General features: G+C 72.1%; 18 protein-coding genes. 9 read left to right on the top strand and 9 right to left on the bottom strand.

Translation table 11 applies throughout. The annotated features are described in order from the left end of the window. Window positions 1–9: 9 nt before the first annotated feature. Genes ACH4J0_RS14085 through ACH4J0_RS14075 form a run of 3 tightly spaced genes read right to left on the bottom strand, consistent with a single transcriptional unit; the run spans window position 10 to window position 2,996 of the window. A complete protein-coding gene (locus ACH4J0_RS14085; protein WP_396239963.1) occupies window positions 10–819 on the bottom strand; it encodes an ABC transporter permease in 810 nt (269 codons plus the stop codon). Beyond that, window positions 819–1,817, bottom strand: coding sequence for an ABC transporter permease (locus tag ACH4J0_RS14080; protein ID WP_396239705.1), 999 nt, complete (start codon window positions 1,815–1,817; stop codon window positions 819–821). Before ACH4J0_RS14080 ends, ACH4J0_RS14085 begins: the two co-directional genes overlap by 1 nt. Window positions 1,818–1,823: 6 nt before the next feature. Continuing rightward, window positions 1,824–2,996: an ABC transporter substrate-binding protein gene (locus ACH4J0_RS14075; RefSeq protein ID WP_396239703.1), complete on the bottom strand. Its 1,173-nt coding sequence runs from the start codon at window positions 2,994–2,996 to the stop codon at window positions 1,824–1,826. 337 nt (window positions 2,997–3,333) lie between these two features. Here ACH4J0_RS14075 and ACH4J0_RS14070 point away from each other — a divergent pair, with 337 nt between their 5' ends. Then, the gene (locus tag ACH4J0_RS14070) at window positions 3,334–4,113 is read left to right on the top strand and encodes a GntR family transcriptional regulator (protein WP_396239701.1); all 780 of its coding nucleotides are present in this window, start codon (window positions 3,334–3,336) and stop codon (window positions 4,111–4,113) included. Between the two features lie 16 nt (window positions 4,114–4,129). On the opposite strand, the gene ACH4J0_RS14065 is transcribed toward ACH4J0_RS14070, so the two are convergent. After that, window positions 4,130–5,707, bottom strand: a complete 1,578-nt coding sequence (locus tag ACH4J0_RS14065) for a phosphonate degradation HD-domain oxygenase (RefSeq protein WP_396239699.1) — start codon at window positions 5,705–5,707, stop codon at window positions 4,130–4,132. A gap of 417 nt (window positions 5,708–6,124) precedes the next feature. Between ACH4J0_RS14065 and ACH4J0_RS14060 the strand changes: the two genes are divergently transcribed. Continuing rightward, window positions 6,125–7,765 (top strand): APC family permease, encoded by a 1,641-nt coding sequence (locus ACH4J0_RS14060; RefSeq protein WP_396239697.1) that lies wholly within the window; start codon window positions 6,125–6,127, stop codon window positions 7,763–7,765. A gap of 51 nt (window positions 7,766–7,816) precedes the next feature. Here ACH4J0_RS14060 and ACH4J0_RS14055 read toward each other — a convergent pair whose 3' ends face one another. Then, on the bottom strand, window positions 7,817–8,950 hold the full coding sequence (locus ACH4J0_RS14055; protein ID WP_396239695.1) for a pyridoxal-phosphate-dependent aminotransferase family protein: 1,134 nt from the start codon (window positions 8,948–8,950) through the stop codon (window positions 7,817–7,819). Between the two features lie 43 nt (window positions 8,951–8,993). On the opposite strand from ACH4J0_RS14055, the gene ACH4J0_RS14050 reads away from it, so the two are divergent. Both ACH4J0_RS14050 and ACH4J0_RS14045 read left to right on the top strand, forming a co-directional pair. Then, a complete protein-coding gene (locus ACH4J0_RS14050; protein ID WP_396239693.1) occupies window positions 8,994–10,085 on the top strand; it encodes an amidohydrolase family protein in 1,092 nt (363 codons plus the stop codon). A 166-nt stretch (window positions 10,086–10,251) separates the two neighbouring features. Then, window positions 10,252–10,680, top strand: a complete 429-nt coding sequence (locus ACH4J0_RS14045) for an SMI1/KNR4 family protein (protein WP_396239691.1) — start codon at window positions 10,252–10,254, stop codon at window positions 10,678–10,680. Window positions 10,681–10,694: 14 nt separating this feature from the next. Here the strand turns inward: ACH4J0_RS14045 and ACH4J0_RS14040 are convergent, their stop codons facing one another. Beyond that, on the bottom strand, window positions 10,695–11,933 hold the full coding sequence (locus ACH4J0_RS14040) for an IS110 family transposase (protein ID WP_396239689.1): 1,239 nt from the start codon (window positions 11,931–11,933) through the stop codon (window positions 10,695–10,697). Between the two features lie 601 nt (window positions 11,934–12,534). Between ACH4J0_RS14040 and ACH4J0_RS14035 the strand changes: the two genes are divergently transcribed. The 3 genes from ACH4J0_RS14035 to glnII all read left to right on the top strand — a co-directional run bounded on the left by ACH4J0_RS14035 (window position 12,535) and on the right by glnII (window position 15,556). After that, window positions 12,535–13,212, top strand: a complete 678-nt coding sequence (locus ACH4J0_RS14035) for a uracil-DNA glycosylase (RefSeq protein WP_396239687.1) — start codon at window positions 12,535–12,537, stop codon at window positions 13,210–13,212. Between the two features lie 194 nt (window positions 13,213–13,406). Next, window positions 13,407–14,360 carry an SCO1860 family LAETG-anchored protein gene (locus ACH4J0_RS14030; protein ID WP_396239685.1) on the top strand — a complete coding sequence of 318 codons (954 nt, stop codon included), beginning with the start codon at window positions 13,407–13,409 and terminating at the stop codon, window positions 14,358–14,360. A gap of 173 nt (window positions 14,361–14,533) precedes the next feature. Further along, window positions 14,534–15,556, top strand: coding sequence for a glutamine synthetase (gene glnII, locus ACH4J0_RS14025; protein ID WP_396239683.1), 1,023 nt, complete (start codon window positions 14,534–14,536; stop codon window positions 15,554–15,556). 84 nt (window positions 15,557–15,640) lie between these two features. Here the strand turns inward: glnII and ACH4J0_RS14020 are convergent, their stop codons facing one another. Further along, entirely contained in the window at window positions 15,641–15,817 is a 177-nt protein-coding gene (locus ACH4J0_RS14020; protein WP_396239681.1) for a restriction endonuclease fold toxin-2 domain-containing protein, read from the bottom strand. 197 nt (window positions 15,818–16,014) lie between these two features. On the opposite strand from ACH4J0_RS14020, the gene ACH4J0_RS14015 reads away from it, so the two are divergent. Together ACH4J0_RS14015 and ACH4J0_RS14010 are read left to right on the top strand one after the other, a co-directional pair. After that, on the top strand, window positions 16,015–16,554 hold the full coding sequence (locus ACH4J0_RS14015; RefSeq protein WP_396239679.1) for a hypothetical protein: 540 nt from the start codon (window positions 16,015–16,017) through the stop codon (window positions 16,552–16,554). Next, window positions 16,548–17,342 (top strand): MOSC domain-containing protein, encoded by a 795-nt coding sequence (locus ACH4J0_RS14010; RefSeq protein ID WP_396239677.1) that lies wholly within the window; start codon window positions 16,548–16,550, stop codon window positions 17,340–17,342. The genes ACH4J0_RS14015 and ACH4J0_RS14010 overlap by 7 nt, the downstream gene beginning before the upstream one ends. Here the strand turns inward: ACH4J0_RS14010 and cobC are convergent. Both cobC and ACH4J0_RS14000 read right to left on the bottom strand, forming a co-directional pair. After that, window positions 17,329–18,375 carry an Rv2231c family pyridoxal phosphate-dependent protein CobC gene (gene cobC / locus ACH4J0_RS14005; RefSeq protein WP_396239675.1) on the bottom strand — a complete coding sequence of 349 codons (1,047 nt, stop codon included), beginning with the start codon at window positions 18,373–18,375 and terminating at the stop codon, window positions 17,329–17,331. The two genes, ACH4J0_RS14010 and cobC, sit on opposite strands and share 14 nt — an antisense overlap. Continuing rightward, a complete protein-coding gene (locus tag ACH4J0_RS14000; protein WP_396239673.1) occupies window positions 18,372–19,730 on the bottom strand; it encodes a cobalamin biosynthesis protein in 1,359 nt (452 codons plus the stop codon). Before ACH4J0_RS14000 ends, cobC begins: the two co-directional genes overlap by 4 nt. Window positions 19,731–19,868: the final 138 nt, after the last annotated feature.

Below are 19,868 nucleotides of genomic sequence, written 5' to 3'. Positions count from 1 at the left end.
GTGGGTGGTTCAGGACCGGGCGGCCTTGCGGCCGCGGCCGACGGCGGACATCAGCAGCAGGACGAGCCAGACGATCAGCAGGCTGAGCATCGAGACCGCGACGGACATCTGGCCGTCGCTCTTGCCGTTGGAGTTGATCCACACCGAGAAGGGGGTGAAGCCGAGGATGGAGGCGGTGGTGAACTCGCCGAGCACCAGGGCGACGGTGAGCACGGCGGCGTTCAGCAGCGAGCTGCGCAGGTTGGGCAGGACGACGGTGAACACCGCGCGCAGCCAGCCGGCACCGCAGTTGCGGGCGGCCTCGACCAGGGTGACCACGTCCACGCCGCGCAGGCCGGCGTCGATCGCCCGGTAGGCGAACGGAAGCGCCATCAGCACGTACGCGATGACCAGGACGATCGGGAAGTCCGGGTTCTGGATGGCCACGACGGTCTGGAAGAACGGGGTGTCCTGGAGGTAGTCCGGGCCCCAGCGCAGCACGCCGATGATGCCGGTGGTGAGGGCGACGACCGGGACGACCAGCGGCATCGAGCACATGATCTCGATCACCGGGCGCAGCCTCGGCGCACCGAGCCGGGCGGCGAGCACCGCCGGGACGAGCAGGAGCAGCAGCACCACCACGGTGACGGCGGCCAGTTCGAGGCTCAGCACCAGGCTGTCGGTGAAGCCGGGGGCGTTCAGCAACTCGGTGTAGGCGCGGAAGGTGGTGCCGCCCTTGTTGTCGTCGACGCTGAACCACAGCGAGGCGGCCATCGGCACCGCGAAGTAGATCCCGCAGATCAGCAGGACCAGGCCGCGGCCGAAACGGATGCGATCGATCAGGCGAGCCACTTGGCACTCCGGCGCTGAAGGGGCAGGTACAGGGCCATCACCAGGCAGGCGACCACGATCATGTCGAGGCCGAGGGCGAGGGCGAGGTTGCCCTGGCCGACCAGGACGTTGCCGGACAGCGCGTCGCCGATCTGCATCGAGATCAGCGGCACCGAACTGCCCACCATGGCCTCGGCGGTGGCGTACGCGGCGAAGGAGGCGCCGAACAGCAGCACGAAGCCGCCGAGCAGCGAGGGCAGCAGGACGGGCAGGGCCACGTGCCGCCAGTACTGCAGCGAGGTGGCGCCGTTGTTGGACGCGGCCTCGCGCCACTGGGCCTTCAGGCCCTCCAGGGCCGGGGTGATGGTGATGACCATCAGCGGCACCAGGAAGTAGAGGTAGACCACCGACAGGCCGGAGAAGGTGTAGAGGTTCCAGCCGTGCTTGGTCAGGCCGAGCTTCTTGGTGACCTCGCCGGAGTTGCCGAGGGTGGCGACGAACATGAAGGCCAGCGGGACGCCGCCGAAGTTGGCGAGCACGCCGGAGGCGGACATCACGGCCTCGCGGAAGGCCCGGAACCGGGAGGTCGCCACGGCCTGGGCCAGCGGCAGGCCGACCACGGTGGCGATCAGCGCGGTCAGCAGCGAGAGCTTCACGCTGCCCCACAGGGCCGTCCAGTAGGCGCCCTGGAGGGAGCCGGTGAGGTTGTCGGTGGTGAAGGTGCCGCCGCCGTCGGGGGCGTCCGAGGAGGTGGTGAAGGCGCCGATGGCGATCGCGACGGCGGGCAGGCCGAAGCCGATCACGAAGAAGAGCACCAGGGGGAGGGCGGCGAGCCAGGCGCGGCTGCCGCGGGCCCGGCGCCCGGTCGGGCGGGGGGCCCCGGTCGTGGTCGTCCCGGTGGACGCCGTGGCCGTGGCGGTGGTGGGGGAGGAGGCGGGGCCGGGGGCGCCCCCGCCGCTCTGGGCGGCGGAGGCGGTGGCCGGCACCGGGGTGGGAGCCGTGGTCATCTCAGGTCAGCCCGCGATCGCCTTGGCCCAGTTCTCGGTCACGACCTTCTTGGCCGCGTCCGTCTGGTCCTGGGTCGGGAAGGTGGTGAAGGGCTTCTCGACGGTCGGCAGCTTGGCGGCGGCGGTCGCGTCCACGGTGCCGGCGCTCTTCATGGCGTCGAACAGGGCGGGGGTCGCGTAGCCGCCGAGGAAGCCGTTCTGGCCCTGGGCGCTGTAGAGGTACTCCTCCCACAGGCGCGCGGCGGCCGGGTGCGGGGCGTCCTTGTTGATCGCCTGGTTGTAGTACTGGGCGTAGGAGCCGTCCGAGGGGATGGCCACCTGCCAGTCGATGCCCTTGTCCTTGAACTTGTCGCTGTAGCCGGCGTTCAGGTAGGACCAGTCGATGCTGATCGGGGTCTCGCCCTTCTCGATGGTCGCCGGGGTGACCTCGACCGGGTTGAAGTTGCCGGCCTGCTTGACCTTGCCGAAGAAGTCGATGCCGGGCTGGATGTTGTCCAGCGAGCCGCCGTTGGCGAGCGCGGCCGCGTAGACGGCGCCGAAGGCGGCACCGGCCTTGGTCGGGTTGCCGTTCAGGGCGACCATGCCCTTGTAGTCGGGCTTGAGCAGGTCGGCGAAGGTCTTCGGGCAGGTGGACACCTTCTTGGCGTCGCAGCCGATCGACATGTAGCCGCCGTAGTCGTTGTAGCTCAGGCCGTTGGCGTCCTTCATGGTGGCCGGGATCTTGTCGAAGTCGGTCACCTTGTAGGGGGCGAGCAGCCCCTGCTTGCCGGCGCTGATCGCGAAGGCCGAGCCGAGGTCGACGACGTCGGGGGCGCGGTCCTGGCCCTTGCGGGAGGTGATCGCGTTGATCTCGTCCTGGCTGGAGCCGTCCGGGTTCTCGTCCTCGATGTCGATGCCGTACTTCGCCTTGAAGTCGTCCATCAGCTTGCCGTAGTTCGCCCAGTCGCGCGGCAGCGTGATGACGTGCAGCTTGCCCTCCTTCTTGGCGGCGGCGACCAGCGCGTCCATGCCGCCGAAGTCGGCGACCGAGGTGGCGGTCTTGGCGCTCTTGCCGCCCGAGAGGTCGTTGCTGCCGGCCTTCGCGGAGGAGGAGCCGGCGGAACCGCAGGCGGTGAGGGACAGCGCGGCGGCGGTCAGAACGGCCGCGAAGGCGGCGGAGCGGGCGCGGTGCAGGGACACGGGTCAGTCTCCTGAGACGGGGGAACTGCAAGCGGGTGTCTTGAACGGGGGATCGGGCGAGCGGCGGTTCGGAACCGTCCGAGAAGGGTCCGGAGAGAGTTCGGAGCCGTCCGAGTTGACTAGCCAACTTCGCCGTCGGGGGTAAGTAACCCGAAGTCCGGTGACGGGAAGGTGAACGGACGGCCCAGAACCGGGGTCGGCTGCGGGAACGGTGGAATCCGGCCATCTGAGCGTGATCCGTTCGGTGCGATGCTCGAACCGCGCAGCGGGATAAGGTCGGGCTGTCCGCGCCGGTACGGCTGCGCAGGACACCGCCCCAGGAGGGACATTGACTGACGTGGCAGTAGAGCCCGGGCGCCCCGTCGAGCGTGCGACCGGCGCCCTGTACCGCAAGGTCGCCGCCGATCTGCGCGAGGCCATCACCACCGGCGCGTACGGCGAGGCGGGCCGGCTGCCCGCCGAGGGCGCGCTCGCCGAGCAGTACGGGGTCTCCCGCGGCACCGTCCGCCAGGCGCTCGCCGTGCTGCGCTCCGACGGGCTGGTCACCTCCCGCCGCGGCACCCGGCGGGTGGTCCTCGGCGGCGCCCGGGTGCAGAGCTTCTCCGAACTGCTCAGCTTCACCCACTGGGCGTACTCGATGGGTGAGGAGCCCGGCGGCATCCTGGACTCCCTGGTGCGCCGCCCGGCCGACGCCGCCGAGCGCGAGCAACTGCGCCTGGAACCGGGCGCCGAGGTGTACGTGACGGTCCGACTGCGGACCCTGTCCGGCACGCCGGTGATGGTCGAGCGCACCGTCTACCCGCCGCGGGTCGGCGAGATCGTCGCCGAACTGCCGCCGGACGTGGTCTCCCACACCGAGGTGCTGCGCGAGCACGGCATCCTGTTCACCGACGCCGACCACACCATCGACATCGTCGCGGCCAACGCCGAGGACGCCCGGCTGCTCGGCTGCCGCCGGGGCGGCCCGCTGCTGCGCGAGCGGCGGCGCACGACCGACCCGACCGGCACGCCGGTGGAGTGGTCCCAGGACCGCTACCTGCCGGGGACGGTGGCCTTCAGCGTGCACAACTCGCTGGCCACGTCGGCGCTTTCGCGGCACGCCCGGGAGCTGGACTGAACTCCCGGGCATCCGGTCACCTCATCAGCGCCGCGAGCAGCGGGCGGTAGTGGTCGAAGGTGGACGTGGTCGTGTTCGGTTCCTTGGCCTGGTCGTCCCAGCGGCGGACGGTCACCGCGTCGGCGGCGCCGGGGAGTCGGGCGAAGGCGGCGGCCTCGTGGTCGTCCATCGGGCCGCCCTGGACGGTGAGGGTGTACTCGGAGGCGGCGGAGAGCCCGGCGCGGTACCCGGGCTCCACGGCACACAGGTAGCGCTTGGCGGCCACGTGCAGCCGGACCGGCTCGGTGACCTCCGGGCCGAACCAGCGCGCCAGCCAGTCGGCGCCGCTGTCGCTGTGGTGGTTGTCCAGACCCCGCATCAGGTCACGCCCGTGCAGGGTTCCCCGGAAGTGTCCGACGTCGTGCAGCAGCGCGGCGGCGACCAGGTGATCGGGGGCCCCGGCGGCTTCGGCAGCGGCGGCGGCCTGGAGCATGTGCTCGGCCGTGGTGACCGCCTCGCCCAGGTACTCCCCGGCACCCTCGCCCGCGAACAGCTCCGCCAGCTCGTCCAGGGCGGCGGTGCGACGGTGCAGCACGGCGAGCGCGCTGTGCAGGGCGTCCAGGTCGGCGTAGCAGCCCTGGAGGTGGCGCCGGCCGTCCTGCTCGAAGGCGGTACGGGCGTGCAGCAGGCGGGTGTTGTCGAAGATCAGGCAGTCGCCGGGGTCCAGGCGGAAGGCGAGCCGCAGCTCGGGGCGCAGGGTGATCGCGGCGAAGCGGCGGTAGGCGGCGTAGAAGGCCTCCCGGCCGGTCCCGCGCAGGGTACCGATCGAGCGGTTGTTGAAGCGGACCTCGCGGATCCGGCCCAACGGGTCCACCTCGATCAGCGGGCGGTCGGCGCGCAGTTCGGTGCGGCGGTCACGGAAGACGAAGGGGACGGGGGTGCGGGTGAGGGCCTCGAAGTCCTCGGGGGACTCGTCCCGGAGGATCGCGGCCGCCGTGAAACCGTCCACCAGGCCGGAGTCGCCGCCGGTCGCCGAGTTCTCCAGGCAGTGCAGCAGCTGGAGGGTGGGGACCGGGTCCCGGTACGGGTTGTCGGTGTGCGGGGCGATGGCCTCGTCCGTGAACGCGAGGTTGTTCGGGTCGGGTTCGACCCGGACGTCGAACAACTCGCCGTAGTTGGTGACCCGGACGTAGCCGAAGCTCTCGGCCACCCGCAGCACCTGCCGCTCCACCGTGGGCACTCCGCGCAGCAGCGCGAAACCGCTGCGCCGTACGGCGGCGAGGACGGCGGCCTGCTCGGCGGGGTCGGTGAGGTACGCCTCCCAGTCGGCCTCGGGGATGCCGCGCGCGAAGTCGGCGGCCGTCCACAGCCGCTTGCCCTGCTCGGTGCGGCCGTCGCCCTCGTCGGTGGCGTGCAGCCAGGTGAGCGGGTAGCGGGAGCGGTGGCCGTCGGACCAGAGGACCTCCAGGCTGCCGTCGAGTTCCTCGCTCGCCGAGATGGTGAGGTCCGGCGGCAGGTCGTCGATCTGGAACAGCTTCTGCCCGTTGCGCGGGTCCCGGCACTCGGCGCACGGGCAGTTGTCGCGCAGCCAGTGGGGCGGGGGCTGCTCGGTCATGTCTGTCTCCTCCTTCTCGGGTGGAGTTGTATAGCCAACTTCTCTCCGTGGTCGGGAGCCTGCCTGTCTGCGGTGAGTTCTGCGTGCCGGGTGAGTGAACGCTGCGGAAACTGTGCCGGGAGGAGTGGCCGAAAGTGGTTGCCGGAACTGCGCTGCTCGCCGAGGTGCCGTCCCGAGTCGGCTTGCCGTGTCGTGCGGCCCCGTCCTGCCCGCACGACGGGCCCTGGCGTGGGCTGCCGGGCGCGGAACGGAGACGGTCCTCGGCGGCGGTGCCCGAGGCGGGCCCACATGCCGTGAGCCCCCTGCGACCGTTCGGGTGAGGGCGCAGGTCGGAGGGTGTTTCGGGGTGAAGGGTCCCGCCGGAGCTGCGGCACTGTCGGGGTGGATTTCCCCCCGGATCGAGAGGTGACCGCCCCCATGGCTCACAGGACGAACACGAGTCCGGCTGCCGCCGGGCAAAGCGGGCTCAAACGCGAGGTCGGCCTCGCTGGGCTGCTCTGGGCCTCGGTCGGCGCGATCATCGGGTCCGGCTGGCTGTTCGGGGCGCAGAAGGCAGCGGTGGCGGCGGGGCCGGCCGCCCTGCTCTCCTGGGGGATCGGTGCGGTGGCGATCATCCTGCTGGCGTTGATCCACGCGGAACTGGGCGGGCTGTTCCCGGTGGCGGGCGGTACGGCGCGCTACCCCCACTACGCCTTCGGCGGATTCGCCGGGATGTCCTTCGGCTGGTTCACCTGGCTGCAGGCGGCGACCATCGCGCCGATCGAGGTGCAGGCGATGATCAACTACGCCCAGCACTGGACCTGGGCGGACGGTCTGCTGAACAAGGACCTGACGCTGACCGCCGGCGGGTTCGTCGTCGCGGCCGTCCTGCTCGGTGTCTTCGTCGCGATCAACTTCCTCGGCGTCCGGCTGCTCGCGCACACCAACAGCGCGGCCACCGTCTGGAAGGTCGCCATCCCGGTCCTGACCATCTTCGCCCTCGGGATCACCGAGTTCAACGGCTCCAACTTCGACGTGCACGGCTTCGCGCCCGACGGCGCCAAGGGCGTGCTGGCGGCGATCAGCAGCAGCGGGGTGATCTTCGCGCTGCTCGGGTTCGAGCAGGCCATCCAGTGGGCGGGGGAGAGCCGCAACCCACGGAAGGACATCCCCCGGGCGGTGCTCGGCTCGGTGGTGATCGGCACGATCATCTACGTGATGCTCCAGGTGGTGTTCATCGGCGCGCTGCCGCCGGAGACCGTCGCGGGCGGTTGGAGCAAGCTCACCTACCCCGGCGTCAGCGGGCCGTTCGCCGGCCTGGCGGTGCTGATCGGCCTGGGCTGGCTGGCCACGGTCCTGTTCATCGACGCCGTGGTCTCGCCCGCCGGCACCGGGCTCGTCTACATCACCTCCAGTTCGCGGGTCACCTACGGCCTCAGCCGCAACGGCTACGCGCCGCAGGCCCTGCAGTTCACCGACCGCAACTCGGTGCCCTGGCTCGGCCTGCTCATCGCCTGGATCGCCGGGGTGGTCTGCTTCCTGCCGTTCCCGAGCTGGCAGAAACTGGTCGGCTTCATCACCTCGGCCGTCGTGCTGATGTACGCGGGCGCGCCGCTGGCCTTCGGGGTGCTGCGCAAGCGGCTGCCGGGGATGGAGCGTTCGTACCACCTGTCGGGCGGCACGGTCATCTCGCCGATCGCCTTCGTGGTGGCCAGCCTGGTCATCTACTGGGCGGGCTGGGACACCCTGTGGCGCCTCGGGCTGGCGATCGTGATCGGATACCTGCTGCTCGGCGGGTACTCCGCGTACGCCGCCGCGAAGGGGGTGCCGAACGCGCCGCGGATGGACTTCAAGGCGGGGCAGTGGCTGCCGGCCTACCTCGTCGGGATGGGGATCATCTCGTGGCAGGGCTCCTTCGGAGTGGGCGCCGAAGGGAACCTGCCGCTGTGGTGGGACATCGTGGTCGTGGTGGTGTTCTCGCTGGTCGTCTACTACTGGGCGCTGTCCGTCGCGCTCCCGGCGGAGGCGATCGAGCGCAACATCCGCGGCGTCGAGGTGGTGGACGCGGGCGGGCACTGAGCGCTCGTGCGGGTGCGGCCCCGGTCTCCATGACCGGGGCCGCTCCGTGTCTCAGACCGTCGCGTCCCAGGCCGCCTCGGCGGCCGCCAGGGCCTTCGCGCCGTCGGCCTCCGTGGCGTCCGCGAGCGCGGTGAGGCAGGCGCGGACGGTGTCCAGCGAGGCCGCCCGGCCGTAGTGGTTGACCCGCAGCATCTGTGCCGCCAGCGCACCGCCGCCGGGCTGGACGGGCAGCGACGGGTCGAGGGTGGCCGCGAGTTCGGCGGCGTGCAGGCCGGCCGGGGTGCGCAGGGTGGTGGCGACCGGGGCCGCGTGGGCGTCCTCGTGGACGTACGGGGTGAGCGTGCCGAGGGCGCGCACGCCGGACCGGGTGGCGGCGGAGGCGGCGCGGTGGCGGGCGATCACGGTGGGCAGGCCGTCGGCGGCGATCCGGTCCAGGCAGGCGCCGAGTGCGAGCATCTCCAACTGGGCCGGGGCGTGCGGGAGTACGGTCCGACCGGCGTCGGTCCAGCGCTCCTTCCAGTCGAGCAGGGAGAGGTAGGAGCGGCGTGGGGCGGCCGGGTTGGCGGCGATCCGCTCCCAGGCGCGCTCGGAGACGGAGACGGCGGAGACCCCGGCCGGGCCGCCCATCGCCTTCTGGCCGCCGATCACGCACAGGTCGATGCCCCACTCGTCGGTGAGCAGCGGCTCGGCGGCGACCGAGGCGACCGCGTCGAGCATCAGCAGGGCGCCGTGCTCGCGGACCACGGCGGCGATCTCGGCGACCGGGTTGGTGTTGCCGGTGGCGGCTTCGGCGTGCACCAGGGAGACGAAGTCGATCTCAGGGTGGCTTTGGAGCGCCTCGGCCACCTGCTCGGCGCTCACCGCGCTGTCGAAGGGCACGGCGAGGTCGACGACCGTGGCCCCGCAGGAGCGCAGCCAGTTGCCGAAGGTCTGCCCGTACGGGCCGGTGACGATGTTGAGCGCGGTGGAGCCGGGGTGGGCGGCGCCGCGGATCGCGGCCTCCAGCGGGAGCAGGGCCTCACCCTGGGTGACGATCACGTCGGCCTCGGTGTGCAGCAGCGCGGCCACCTGGTCCTCGATCGCCGCGAACCCGGCGGCGCTGAGCGGGGGGAGGTCGAGGAAGGGGCTCACGGCATGCGGCCTTTCGCTGCGGGGACGGTGGGTGCGGCAACGAGTCTGCCGCATTCCGGCTGCTTGCACGGAACCCGCCCGTCGGTAGAGTGCGGCCATGAGTGATGGCGCGGTGCTCCACGTCCGGGGTCGGATACTGGTCGGTCCGGAGGAGGTCCGGGACGAACTCTGGGTGGTGGACGGCCGGGTGAGCTTCACCCGCCCGCCGACCGCCGGGGACGTCCGGACGGTGACCGGCTGGGTGCTGCCCGGTCTGGTGGACGCGCACTGCCACGTCGGCCTGGACGCGCACGGCGCCGTGGACGCCGAGACCAGCGAGAAGCAGGCGCTCACCGACCGTGACGCCGGCACCCTGCTGATCCGCGACGCCGGTTCGGCCGCCGACACCCGCTGGATCGACGAGCGCGAGGACCTGCCCCGGATCATCCGGGCCGGGCGGCACATCGCCCGCACCCGCCGCTACATCCGCAACTACGCCCACGAGATCGAGCCGGGCGACCTCGCCGCGTACGTGCGGGCCGAGGCCCGGCGCGGCGACGGCTGGGTGAAGCTGGTCGGCGACTGGATCGACCGGGAGCGCGGCGACCTCGCCGCCTGCTGGCCCGGCGACGCGTTGGCCGAGGCGATCGCGGCGGCGCACGAGGAGGGTGCGCGGGTCACCGCGCACTGTTTTGCGGCCGAGTCCCTGCCGGACCTGCTGGCCGCCGGGATCGACTGCGTCGAGCACGCCACCGGGCTGACCGAGGAGCTGATCCCGGCCTTCGCCGAGCGCGGTGTCGCCATCGTCCCGACGCTGGTCAACATCGCCACCTTCCCGCAGCTGGCGGCCGGTGGGGAGGCCAAGTTCCCGGACTGGTCGGCGCACATGCGGCGGCTGCACGAGCGCCGCTACGACACCGTCGGCGCCGCCCACGACGCGGGCATCCCGGTGTTCGTCGGCACGGACGCGGGCGGCTCGCTGGCGCACGGGCTGGTCGCGGACGAGGTGGCGGAGCTGGTGAAGGCGGGGCTGAGCCCGGCGGAGGCGCTGTCGGCGGCGAGTTGGGCCGCGCGGGCCTGGCTCGGGCGGCCGGGGCTGGAGGAGGGCGCGCCGGCCGACTTCGTGGTGTACGGGGAGGACCCCCGGGCGGACGTCAGGGTGCTCGCGGATCCGTTGCTGGTGGTGCTGCGGGGGCGACCGGTGGGGTGACCCTTCGCGGTGGTCTTTCGCGTGATCATCCACGTGATCGTCCGCGGTGACGCCCTGTCGGCATCGGCCGATAGACACCTCACGGTGTGAAGCCGTCAAGCTGATGGCTCGGGATGCCCATGTAGCCTGTCGATTCGTTCGATTTGGGGATCGGAGTGGGGCATCAGTGATCTGGACTGAGCTGATTGGCGCGCTGCCGGGAGAGCTGACGCTGCACCCGCCGGCGCCTGAAGCCGCTCTCGCCGAGGCCCAGCAGCTGCTTGGCCATCCGCTGCCGGACGAGCTGGCCGCGCTGCTGCGAGAGAGCAACGGCGTCGAAGCTGAGTACGGGCTGGAGTTGATTTGGCCGATCGAACGGATCGCCACCGACAACCTGGTCCTCCGACGTGACGCCGACCTGGCGAAGCTCTACATGCCGTTCGACCCCCTGCTTTTCATCGGCGACGCGGGCAACGGCGATCAGTTCGCGCTCGTCCCGCACACCCGCCGCCCCGACGTGTTCGTCTGGGACCACGAGAACGACAGCCGGACCTGGGTAGCACCCGGCCTGGCGAAGTACCTCGACTGGTGGGTCACCGGCAAGATCAACCTCTAGCGACCATCCCTGGTCTATGCAGCAGCCGTGGAGAGGGCCACTTGCGGGGTCGGGAAGGCTGTGTGTTCGTCGAAGGGCTGGCGGGCCTTGAGGCAGTGGTAGAGCTGGCCGAGCATGCGGTTGAACAGGTTGCGCTGGGCGGCGGCGTGCCAGTCGCCGACGTCGCGGCGGCGTCGGTAGTGGGCCTTGGCGCCGGGTGAGGCGCTGAGGGCGGCGAAGGCCCACAGGTAGCCGGCGTGGTTGAGGCGGTCGTTCTTCACCCACCGGCGGGTGATGCTCGACTTCTTGCCAGAGGCGCGGGTGACGGGTGAGGCGCCGGCGTAGGCCTTGAGGCCGCGTGCATCGGCGAAGCGGGTGCGGTCGTCGCCGATCTCGGCGAGCACCCGGGCGCCGAGCTGGATACCGAGGCCGGGGAAGCTGAGGATGATCTCGGCGTCCGGGTGCTGAGGGAAGGCCTCCTCCACTGCCTGGGCCAGGTCATCAGCGGCGGTGCAGGCGGCCGTGAGCTGCCCGAGCAGGGCGAGCATCTGCTTGCCGAGCGCGTCCTCGACCAGCTCGGGCTGGCGGGCCCAGTCGGTGCGGAAGGCTTCGCGCAGGCGCTCGGTTTCCGGTTCGATGCCGCGCTTGCGGCCGGCCCGCTTGAGGGCTGCCGTGATCTGGGTGCGGGTCAGGCGTGCGGCTGTCGTGGGGGTGGGGGCGATCTTGAGGAGCTCGCGGGCCTCTGGGCGGCACAGGCCGTTGTCCCACTTGGCGAAGGCTTCCAGAGCGGAGGGGTAGTACTCGCGCAGCAGGGAGCGGAGCTGGTTGGCGATCTGCTGCCGGTTCCAGACCGCGTCCTGCTGGGCCCGGGCGAGGACGGCGATGGCGCGGGCCAGGTCGCTGTCGTCCGGCAGGGGCCGGTGGGCGTGCATGTCCGTGCGCAGGATGTTGGCAAGGACCAGCGCGTCGCCAGGGTCGGACTTCTTGCGGGAGACGGCGTGCCGGTCACGGTAACGGGCGGCGGCCATCGGGTTGATCGCGAACACCCGGCGCTTGCCGGTCCGCAGCACCGCGACCAGCAGCCCGCGCGAGGTCTCGATGGCGACCGGGATCGGGTTGTCCTCGGTGTCGCCGTACTCGGCAAGCAGGTCCAGCAGGATCTTGTAGCCGGCCGTGTCGTCGGTGATGTGACGCTTGGCCAGTAGGTGGCCGGAGTCGTCGACCAGGGCGACGTCGTGTGTCTTCTCGGCCCAGTCGATGCCGCAGTAGATCAAGGTTCCCTCCCCAGGGGCGCGGGTGTTTGCGCTGGTTGCGAGCGCGTGCGGGCCACGCAGCGACCTAATTCCAGGACTCGACCACCCGGTCGGTCCGCCACCTCACTAGCCGTTCGTGGCACCAGCGCGCCGCGCGGGCCTCGGTCTGTTGAGGGAGCTCAGGCAGCTCGGGTAGATCGAGAGGTCGCCGTGCGGCGGGCTCGCACCACCAACACCAACGAGTGATCAAGCGGGCAGTGTTGACGGTGGTGGCAACCCTGAGGACACCGAGCGCCGCCGCTCTGGATATAGAGATCGAGTGCCCAGACGGCTCCAGGCGTACGACCCGGTGCCTCGCGGCTGCCACCCCCCTGCTCTGTGGTGGCAGCCGCGAGGGGCCGCCAGTGCCGCTCTTGATGTAGGCCTCAGAAGGCCCGGAATCACGAAGGCATCCGCCCGACGTCCACGCGACCGCCACCACCACGAGCGCCGGGCCGCGTGCCGCTCTATCGGGAGACCTCAACGGCCCGGGTGAGCGAAGGCATCACGCCCCGGCGCTCGAACGGACCGGTGGCAACCCCTGGCTCCCACCATCCGCTAACAAGGAATTAGGGTGACGCCCATGGCACCGCGTCCACTGAATGAGATCGTCGAGCCCGGTTGGGCCACCGCCCTGGAGCCCGTGGCCGGGCGGGTCGCCGCGATGGGCGACTTCCTGCGCGCCGAGATCGCCGCCGGCCGCACCTACCTGCCCTCCGGGCCGAACGTGCTGCGGGCCTTCCAGCAGCCCCTGGCCGACGTGCGGGTGCTGATCGTCGGCCAGGACCCGTACCCCACCCCCGGGCACGCCGTCGGGCTCAGCTTCTCGGTGGGGCCGGAGGTGCGGCCGATCCCGGCGAGCCTGATCAACATCTTCCAGGAGTACGGCAACGACCTCGGCCTGCCGCAGCCGTCCAACGGGGACCTCACGCCGTGGACGAACCAGGGTGTGCTGCTGCTCAACCGGGCGCTGACCACCGCCCCGCGCAAGCCCGCCGCGCACCGGGGCAAGGGCTGGGAGGAGGTCACCGAGCAGGCGATCCGGGCGCTGGTGGCGCGCGGCGGCCCGCTGGTGGCGATCCTGTGGGGCCGCGACGCCCGTAACCTGCGGCCGTTGCTCGGGGACGTCCCGGCGATCGAGTCGGCGCATCCGAGCCCGTACTCCGCCAGCAGCGGCTTCTTCGGCTCGCGGCCGTTCAGCCGGGCGAACGAGCTGCTGGTGCGGCAGGGAGCCCAGCCGGTGGACTGGCGGCTGCCGTAGGGGAGTCGACGCGTCCGAGCGGCCCGTAGCAGATCCGGGTCAGGGGGGAACGTCAATCTCACTCCAACGGGTGAAATGACGTCCTGTGGTGCTCATGTGACGGATCGTTCGAGAAGACTGGCGGCTCATCGTTTCATCTGCGTGGGGGTACCGCCATGTCTTCTCATCGAATCGTTTCTGCAGCCGCTGCCACGGTGGCGTGCGCACTGTTCACCGCCGCGCCCGTCCAGGCCGCTCCCTCCCCGGCCGCCGCCTCGCCCGTCGCCCCGCAGGGCAAGGCGCGCGCGGTCACCGCCGAAGTCGCCCTGGACGTCAAGCTGTTGAACAACGCCGTGGACGTCCCGGTGGACATCGCGCTCAACAAGGTGGAGGCACCCGCCCGGCGAGGGGGGTCCCCCCAGCCGGAGACCGGGGGAGGCTCCGCCCTCACCGCCAAGGTGGACGGCGTCGACCAGCGGGGCCCGGTCGAACTGGTCAAGGCCGACGTCGGCACGTCCGTCACCCGTGTCGACGCCAAGGGCACCGCCGCCTCCGTCAAGCTGGTCAACGCCGACGTGCACGCTCCCGGCCTGCCCGCCACCGCGCTGCTCGGGCTGGAGGCGATGAGCGCCGAGGCCACCTGCCCGGTCGACGGGCAGCCGACCGCGGACGTGGTCGCGCCCGCCAAGCTGACCGTGCTGGGCAAGCCCGTCACCGTCGGGCTGTACGGCCCGACCAAGGTGGACGTGCCGCTGGTCGGCAGCGTCTCGGTGGAGTTCTCCAAGAAGACCACCACCACGACCACCGCTGCCGCCTCGGCCCTGGAGGTGCAGGTGGAGGTGAATCCGCTGAACCTGAACGTCGCCAAGGTCACCGGTACGATCACCGTCGCCTCGGTGAGCTGTGAGAAGCCCGTCGCCCCCGCCCCCACGGACACCCCGAGCACGGCGCCCACCGGTGCGGCCACCGCCCAGCCGGTCGCCGACACGACCACCTCGCGGGCCGCGGTGCCCCAGGCGGCGGTGGAAAAGCCCGAGAGGCTCGCCAGCACCGGCGGCAGCAGCGCCACCGGCCCGCTGGCGGCCGGAGCCGCCGCCCTGGTCGCGGGCGGCGCGGCCGCCCTGTGGGCCACCCGGCGCCGCCGGGCCGCGCACGCCCGCCGGCACTGAGCACGGCCGGACACCGGTTGCGGCGGGGGGTGCCGTGCCCGGCACTCCCGCACCGTAACCGTGTCAATGCGGACGGTTGGTTCACATGCGCGTTACACGAGAGGAACAACCGGGAAACGGCGGCTTGCGACGCTACGCGGGCACCCACCACCCAGCACTGCGAGGGACCAGCCGTGGCAATCAAGGCCGAGTACATCTGGATCGACGGCACCAAGCCGACCGCGAAGCTCCGCTCCAAGACTCGCGTCCTGCCGAACGCCGACAAGATCCCCACCTGGGGCTTCGACGGTTCCTCGACCAACCAGGCCGAGGGCCACGCCTCGGACCGCGTGCTGGAGCCGGTGAAGGTCGTCAAGGACCCGATCCGCGGCGGCGACAACATCCTGGTCCTCTGCGAGGTCCTGGAGACGAACGGCACCCCGCACGAGTCCAACACCCGCGCCCTGCTGCGCGAGGTCGAGGAGAAGTACACCGCGCAGGAGTCGATCTTCGGCATCGAGCAGGAGTACACCTTCTTCAAGGGCTCCCGCCCGCTCGGCTTCCCGGAGGGCGGCTTCCCGGCCCCGCAGGGTGGCTACTACTGCGGTGTCGGCGCCGAGGAGGTCTTCGGCCGCGAGATCGTCGAGCTGCACCTGGACCGCTGCATCGACGCCGGCCTGGCCATCTGCGGCATCAACGCCGAGGTCATGCCCGGCCAGTGGGAGTTCCAGATCGGCCCGGTCGACGCGCTGACCGTCTCGGACGACCTGTGGATCGCCCGCTACCTGCTCTACCGCACCGCCGAGGAGTTCGGCATCGACGCCACCCTGGACGCCAAGCCGGCCCGTGGCGACTGGAACGGCGCGGGTGCGCACACCAACTTCTCCACCAAGGCGATGCGCGAGGGCTACGACGCCATCATCACCGCCTGCGAGTCGCTCGGCGCCTCCCAGGAGAAGGTGCTGGAGCACGTCAACCAGTACGGTGACGACATCCAGTCCCGCCTGACCGGCAAGCACGAGACCGCCCCGTGGAACGTCTACAGCTACGGCGTCTCCGACCGCGGCGCCTCGGTCCGCATCCCGTGGCAGGTCGAGGTGGAGCAGAAGGGCTACATCGAGGACCGCCGCCCGAACGCCAACGTCGACCCCTACGTCGTCACCCGCCTCCTGATCAACACCTGCTGCGAGGCCCTGGAGAAGGCCGGCCAGGTCTGACCCGCCCCTGAGGCACTCACGCCCGCAGGCCCTCCCCCGCCCGGGAGAGGGCCTGCGGGCGTTGCGTCACTCCTCGGCCGCGACTCACGGAGCCGGTGCGTACCGAGCGTCGCCCGGAACGTGGTTGAGAGCCATCATGTACTGCCAGTAGACGACGCTCTCGGGATCATTGGTCGCCAGATCGACATGTCGAACCATGCCCTTCGACTCGGGGATCGCTTCTGCGTAGTCCCTCATTTCGTTGAAGTCGTCTCTGGGCATGTTCCCGAGGAACGGCTTGTCCTTGCAGTACGAGTCGGTTCGTTGACACTCGGTACTCTGGCAACGGTGCCCCCCGGCTCATTCGTCGTACCGGGACGATATCGCGGGATCGATCCCTTGTTCGGCAAGCCGCAGCCTCCCGGTCCGCCGGTGCAAATCACTGGTCAATCCCGTTCGGCCGTCCGACAATTCACGGCATGACCCGACGACCGCTGCTCCTGCTCGACGTGGACGGACCGCTCAATCCCTATGCCGCGCCGGACAGCCGGTGTCCGGAGGGGTACGGCGCCCACCGGCTGCTGCCCGATTCCTGGGTGGCCAGGCACGCGCCGCAGCCGCGGGAGGAGGTCGAGCCGTTGCGGGTGTGGCTGAACCCGGCGCACGGGCCGGAGTTGCTGGCGCTGCCGTACGAGCTGGTGTGGGCGACCACCTGGATGGCCGAGGCGAACAGCCTGATAGGCCCGCGCGTCGGACTGCCCGAACTCCCGTACATCCCCTGGACGAACCTGTTCGGCACGGATCCGGACGGGCTGCACTGGAAGACCAGGGAGCTGGTCGCCTGGGCGGACGGGCGGCCGTTCGTCTGGGTGGACGACGAGCTGGGGCCACAGGACATCGAGTGGATCGCGGCGAACCATCCCGGCGAGGCGCTGCCGCTCTGGGTCGATCCCCGGGCGGGGCTGCGGGAGCTGCACTTCGCGGCGCTGCGGGAGTGGGCGGAGGAGGCCTCGTGCTGATCGGCCACGTGGAGCGGCTGCGCCGCTACCCGGTGAAGTCGCTGCTGGGGGAGGAGCTTTCGGCGGCGGAGGTGTCCGGGCGGGGCGTGGCCGGGGACCGGGAGCGGGCGCTGCTGGACCTGGCGACCGGGCGGCTGGCCAGTGCGAAGAACCCCCGGCTCTGGGCGGGGCTGCTGCGGTACTCGGCGGCGGCGACCGCGGACGGTGGGGTGGCGATCACCGGGCCGGACGGGCGGTCCGCGGACGAGACGGAGCTGTCCGAGGCGCTCGGCCGCAAGCTCGCCCTGATCGCGGAGCGCCCGCCCGGGGCGGCGGTCGAGCGGGCGGTGCCGGAGGAGGTGCTGGCGCGCGGGATCGAGGCGGAAGTCCCGGTGACGGTCAACGCGTTGGGTCGGGCCGCTCCGGAGGGCGGCTTCTTCGACTTCGCGCCCGTGCACCTGATCACCGACGCCACCCTGTGCGCCGTCGGCGTCGAGGCCGAGCGCTACCGGCCGAACCTGGTGCTCCGCACCGAGGGCGAGGGCTTCGTCGAGAACGCCTGGGTGGGGCGGGAGTTGGCCGTCGGGGAGACGCTTCGGCTGCGGATCGTGGCGCCCACCCCGCGCTGCGCCGTCCCCACCCTGCGGCACGGTCCGCTGCCCCGCCGGGCGGAGTCGCTGCGAGTGCCGGCCGAGCGCAACCGGCTGGTCCCGCTGGAGGGGATGCCGGCGCTGCCCTGCGCGGGGGTGTACGCGCAGGTGCTGACGCCGGGCCGGATCGAGCCAGGCGCCGAGGTCAGGCTGAACTGAGCACAGTCTCCAGGGCGTTGAGGAAGCGGTCGGTGGTCTCCTCATCCCGTACGGCGATCCGCAGCCAGTCCTCGCCGAGGCCGGGGAAGGTGTCCCCGCGCCGGACGGCGAAGCCGTGCTCGCGCAGCCGCTCGCGGACCGCGGCCGCACCCGGCAGCCGGACCAGGACGAAGGAGGCGGCCGGCTCGCCGTACACCCGCAGCGCCGGGAAGGCGGCCAGGCCCTTCATCAAGTACGCCCGCCGGAGCGCGAGTTCCGCGGCCGCCTGCTCGGCCTCGGCCAGGGCTGACGGGCCGCTGCACACCTCGGCGGCGACCAGTGCCGGGGTGGAGACCGGCCAGAGCGGCTGCGCTGCGCCGAGGGCGGAGATCAGCGGCGCCGGCCCGAGCACGTAGCCGATCCGCAGCCCGGCCAGGCCCCAGGTCTTGGTGAGGCTGCGCAAGACGACGACCCGGCCGGGCAGGTCCCGGGCAGGGGCGAGGGACTCCCGTTCGCCGGGCACGGTGTCCATGAACGCCTCGTCCACCACCAGGGTGCGCCCGGGCCGGGCGAGCGCGGCGACGGCCTCGGCGGGGTGCAGAACGGAGGTCGGGTTGGTCGGGTTGCCGAGGACGACCAGGTCCGCCTCCTCCGGGACGGTGTCCAGCCGGAAGCCGTCCTCGGGGGAGAGCAGCACCCGGTGCACCCGGTGCCCGGCGTCCCGCAGCGCGGCCTCCGGCTCGGTGAACTGCGGGTGAACGATGATGATGTGACGTGCCGTCAGCACTCGGGCGAGCAGGACGAAGGCCTCTGCCGCCCCCGAGGTGAGCAGCACCTCCTCGGCCGGGCGCCCGTGCCGGGCGGCCACCGCGGCGCGGGCGGCGCTCTGGTCGGGGTAGGCGGCGAGGTCGCCGAGGGTGGCGGCCAGGCGCTCCCGCAGCCAGGCCGGGGGCGTTCCGGTGCGGACGTTGACCGTGAGGTCGACCAGGCCGCGCCCGTCGGCCCGCACCTCGGCGTCGCCGTGGTGGCGCAGGTCGGGCTCGTGGGCGGTCATGCGGAGGCCTCGGGCAGACCGGGCACCCGCAGGACCTCGTACGCTCCGGGCGGCACGGTGAGCTCCGCGCCGTCGCCGAGGGCGACCAGGGCGACGGCGTGCCCGTGCGCGGCCAGGGTGACGGCCGCCCCGGTGTGGTCGACGACCTGTCCGGTGTCGTCCGTCGCGACTCCGGCCCAGTCGAGCACCACTCCGCGAGTGTTCCGTATCGTCCCGGGCTCCGGCACCGCGATCCGCCGTGTCCCCGGCCGGAGCAGCTCGGCCACCGCCGCGACCGCCTCGGGTCGCCCCACCACCACCGAGGCGCGCCGCAGTTCCGCCAGCCCGCGCGGCATCAGCAGGTCGTGCGCCCCGGGCCCGAGGCCGACGAGTGCCAGCCGTCCGCGCACCGCGGCCCGGGCGATCGCCACCGTGGCCGTCGCCGACTTCCGCTTGGCGACGACGAGTTGACCGCCGTCGGAGCTCGCCAGCGCCGCCGCCTCGGCGACGCTCGCCGTGCCGACCGCCGTCCCGACGGCCTCGGAGGGGTTCGGCACCGTGAGTCGCGCCAGCTCCTCCGCCGGGTGCTCGTCCACCGGCACGTTCAGGCAGCGCGCGGCCCAGCGCACCGCCGGGTGCTCCCCCTTGCCGGCCACGGTGGCCAGTCGGGCGATCGCCGAGCGCAGGTGGCCGGTCTCCTCGAGCACGGCCATCAGCAGTTTCATCGCGTCGGCCGCCTCGGCGCCGCTGCCCGCGCCGATGCCGACGACCAGGGTGCGCGGGACGACCAGGAGGTCGTCGCCGTCAGGGTCCTCCTGGTCGGTGATCCGCAGGACGGGGGCGTCCTGCGGCGCGTCCGGCCGGACGTTCGGAGGCAGCGCGGGCAGTGGGTGCGGCACCTCCGTGACCAGCCGCACGGGGCGTCCGTCCGCCGCCGCCTCGGCGGTCGCGGTGGCACCGCCCCGGTAGTGGCGCACGGCGTGCGGCGTCAGGACGTCCAGCGGGTTCTCGGGGGCGGGAAGCGGGCCGGTGAACACCGGGGTGACCCCGAGGGCGGACGCCACCTCGCGGGCCAGCTCCTCGGCCGAGTCGGTGTGGGTCAGCGGGATCACCCAGCGCCGTCCCGGGTCCACGCAGAGCACCTCGGCGCCGCGCGGGACGTCGACGCGCCCGTCGGTCAGCAGTCCGACGACGGAGGCGAGCGAGCCGACGGCGATCACCTGCCGGTGGCGGCCGAGGGCGAACTGCATCGCCTCCGGCCCCTGGAAGCAGTTGCCGCGCGAGGCCCGGTAGACGTGGCAGCTCTCCGGCCAGAGGGCCTGCAGTTCGTCGGCCAGCGGGCGGCCCGGCCCGTAGATGGCGACCAGTCCGATCACGTACCGCACTCCTTGCCGTCCCCGGCCCTGCGCTGAGGGCCCCCGTGATCCCACCATGCGCGGCCGAAACGGGTCAATCGCGGCGCGTGTGACGTCCGACGCGGACGTGGAGGCCCGGTCGCCGCGCACCCGGGTGCT

The organism is Kitasatospora sp. NPDC017646, from assembly GCF_044329365.1.
In the GTDB taxonomy this organism is placed as follows: Bacteria; Actinomycetota; Actinomycetes; order Streptomycetales; family Streptomycetaceae; genus Kitasatospora.
This window is presented reverse-complemented; position numbering and strand designations above follow the sequence as displayed.